Consider the following 2660-nt stretch of genomic DNA (forward strand, 5'->3'; position numbering starts at 1 on the left):
TCTCCACCCCACTCGACCCTGGCTTGAGGGACAAGGTATTGGAACGCCTTGAAAATATCCCCGGAACCCACGTGGTCCTCTGTGGGAAAGACACGGCATATCTGAACCCGCCTACCCCTGAATTTGAGCGTCAGCTCAAAGAGTATTACGGGTCCTTTGAATACCTGGACCGACTTCAGGGTTTTCCGGGTGAAATCATGAAGATCGCGGTCTATCATTTTGAGAGTTCCGAGCAGTATATTTTCCCGGAAGTACAAGGCTTTGAGGCTGACCTTAAGGTGAAGGTTTCCGGGGCTCACTGGGTAGATATCTCAGACCCGCTGGCCCACAAAGGGCACGCCCTGGAGCACGTCCAAAAACAGTTGGGGATACTCCCAGGTGCCACAATGGTATTCGGGGATTACAACAATGATCTGGAAATGCTCACCCAGGCTGAATTCAGCTTTGCCATGGCCAACGCACATCCGAATGTTCTGAAAACAGCGCGCTACCAGACCGGCAGCAATGACCAGGAAGGAGTGGAATCGGTGCTCACCCGCCTGCTCGAACAACTCTCCTAGGTCTTCTGTTTCTTTTTCCGGGCGGCAGGAAAGAGAATATTGTTTAGAATCAGGCGGTAGCCCGGGGAATTCGGGTGTAATTCCAATTCGGTTTTCGGGTCTCCCACCCGATGCTGATAATCCTCCGGATCGTGGCCTCCATAGAAGGTAAAAAAGCCCCTGCCTTTAATACCGTGGATGTATCGGGCTTCCCCGTTGAGCCGGTTTTCCCCTAAAACGAGGACTGTTGGTTTTACTTCTGCAGGTGCAAAAGCAGTGGTTTGGCCCATAAAACCTTTCACCAGGGCGGTGTGGTTCTGACACAGCATGGTTGGGACCGGATCCCATTTGGCGGAAAAATCCATGAGCGTAAAATAATCGGACTCCTTGGGAACATCTTCCCTTTTGTTGGTCATGTCAATGGACGAAAACTCGTAGCGCCTTGGATTCCGCTCCAAAATAAAATCCCTGAAGGCAAAAGTTTTGCTGTAATCCAGCTGCTGCTGGTAATTCGGATCTGAAGGATCCCCGTCGAACATGGGTTCGCAAATATCAACTCCTTCCGCAGCCAGGGCAATATCGAAACTATCCGTTGCAGAGCACATCGCAAACATAAAGCCCCCACCGATAACATAATTCCTGATTTTCTGGGCCACGGCCGATTTCTCCTCAGAAACCTTTTCATACCCCAGCCGGGCAGCCAGGGCTTCGGCTTCCCTTTTTTGTTCAATATACCAGGGTGCCGTGCGATAGGCACCGTAAAATTTACCGTATTGACCGGTAAAATCCTCGTGATGCAAATGGAGCCAGTCGTAGATAGCAAGTTTGTCATCGAGTACCTCTTCATCGTAGAGGGTGACATAAGGAATCTCGGCAAAGGCCAGGACCATGGTTACAGCGTCGTCCCAGGGTTGATTCCCTTTAGGCGAATACACCGCAATCTTCGGTGCTTTCTCCAGGATCACGGCTTCCATGTTTTGGGACGGGCTCGCTATGGTTTCCAGGATTTCGGTAGCCTCGGCGTCTGAGAGGACTTCAAAAGAAACCCCCCGGATCTTGCATTCATTTCGGATGGCCTCTCCATCGGGAATCAGGAAAGATCCCCCCCGATAATTGAGCAGCCATTGTACTTTTTGTTGTTTGGTCAGCACCCAGTAGGTGATGCCATAGGCCTTCAGATGATTTTCCTGCCCTTCTGCATCCATCGGAATTAAAACCACAGAGGCCTGGAGTGAGGCAGATCCGAGTAGAAATGCCAAAACCAGATAAATCCAAAAAGAAGGTAAAAGTCGGGAAGTGCTTTTTTGTTTAGAAGGGTACATCATCATCCGGATCTGCTCCCGGCAGGTCGTTCATAGAACTGCCAAATGCCTGTTCGGCGTCGGGAAGATTCCGGGTTATAAACGGATTCTCTCCCTCTGCATTCATTTTCGATTGAAACTCGAACGGAGAGTCAAAGTCATCCAAATTATCAAATTTACCCAGATTGGCAATGAACTTTAACCGAATATTATCTAATCCCCCGTTCCTGTGTTTGGCCACGATAAACTCCGCCTGGCCCTGTGTAGGGGTGCGCTCTTCGTCGTCCCACTCGTCAATTTTATAGTATTCCGGACGATAGATAAATGATACGATATCGGCATCCTGTTCAATAGCCCCGGATTCCCTGAGGTCGGAGAGGATCGGCCGTTTGCTGCCACCACGTGTTTCCACGGCCCGGGAGAGCTGGGAGAGCGCAATAACCGGCACATCCAGTTCTTTGGCCAATGCCTTGAGGTTTCTGGAGATCATGGAAATTTCCTGCTCCCTATTGCCCCCTTTCTGACTCGCTCCTGAGGTCATCAGCTGCAGGTAATCCAGAACGATAAGTTTAATTTTATGCTGAGAAGCCAATCTGCGGGCCTTGGCCCGCAAATCAAAAATAGAGAGGGAAGGTGTGTCGTCTATAAATAAAGGGGCCTTTTCCAGGGTCTTTACCTTGACGTTGAGCTGTTCCCACTCGTGTTTCTCCACACGACCCGTTCGCAATTTTTCTGATGAAAGGCCGGTTTCCGAAGAAATCAGGCGGGTAATCAGCTGGACGGAAGACATTTCCAGGGAGAAGAAGGCCACGGGTATATT

Annotated in this window: 3 protein-coding genes; 1 reads left to right on the forward strand and 2 read right to left on the reverse strand. The window is 50.2% G+C overall.

Annotated elements, in window-relative coordinates:
* Window positions 1-560, forward strand: a 560-nt coding sequence (locus tag WBV75_RS03305) for an HAD hydrolase family protein (protein WP_424119234.1), incomplete at its 5' end; no start/stop codon positions are given.
* Here WBV75_RS03305 and WBV75_RS03310 read toward each other — a convergent pair.
* Both WBV75_RS03310 and WBV75_RS03315 read right to left on the reverse strand, forming a co-directional pair.
* Window positions 557-1744: an asparagine synthetase B gene (locus tag WBV75_RS03310; RefSeq protein WP_424119236.1), complete on the reverse strand. Its 1188-nt coding sequence runs from the start codon at window positions 1742-1744 to the stop codon at window positions 557-559. The two genes, WBV75_RS03305 and WBV75_RS03310, sit on opposite strands and share 4 nt — an antisense overlap.
* Before the next feature lie 103 nt (window positions 1745-1847).
* Window positions 1848-2660: replicative DNA helicase (locus tag WBV75_RS03315; RefSeq protein ID WP_424119235.1), on the reverse strand; the 813-nt coding region annotated here is incomplete at its 5' end.

Source organism: Robiginitalea sp. (assembly GCF_049588695.1).
Classification (GTDB): domain Bacteria; phylum Bacteroidota; class Bacteroidia; order Flavobacteriales; family Flavobacteriaceae; genus Robiginitalea.

Bases quoted from the DNA above. Each gene is read 5' to 3' on its own strand.
- WBV75_RS03310 (WP_424119236.1), bottom strand. From the start codon at position 1,744: ATGGATGCAGAAGGGCAGGAAAATCATCTGAAGGCCTATGGCATCACC.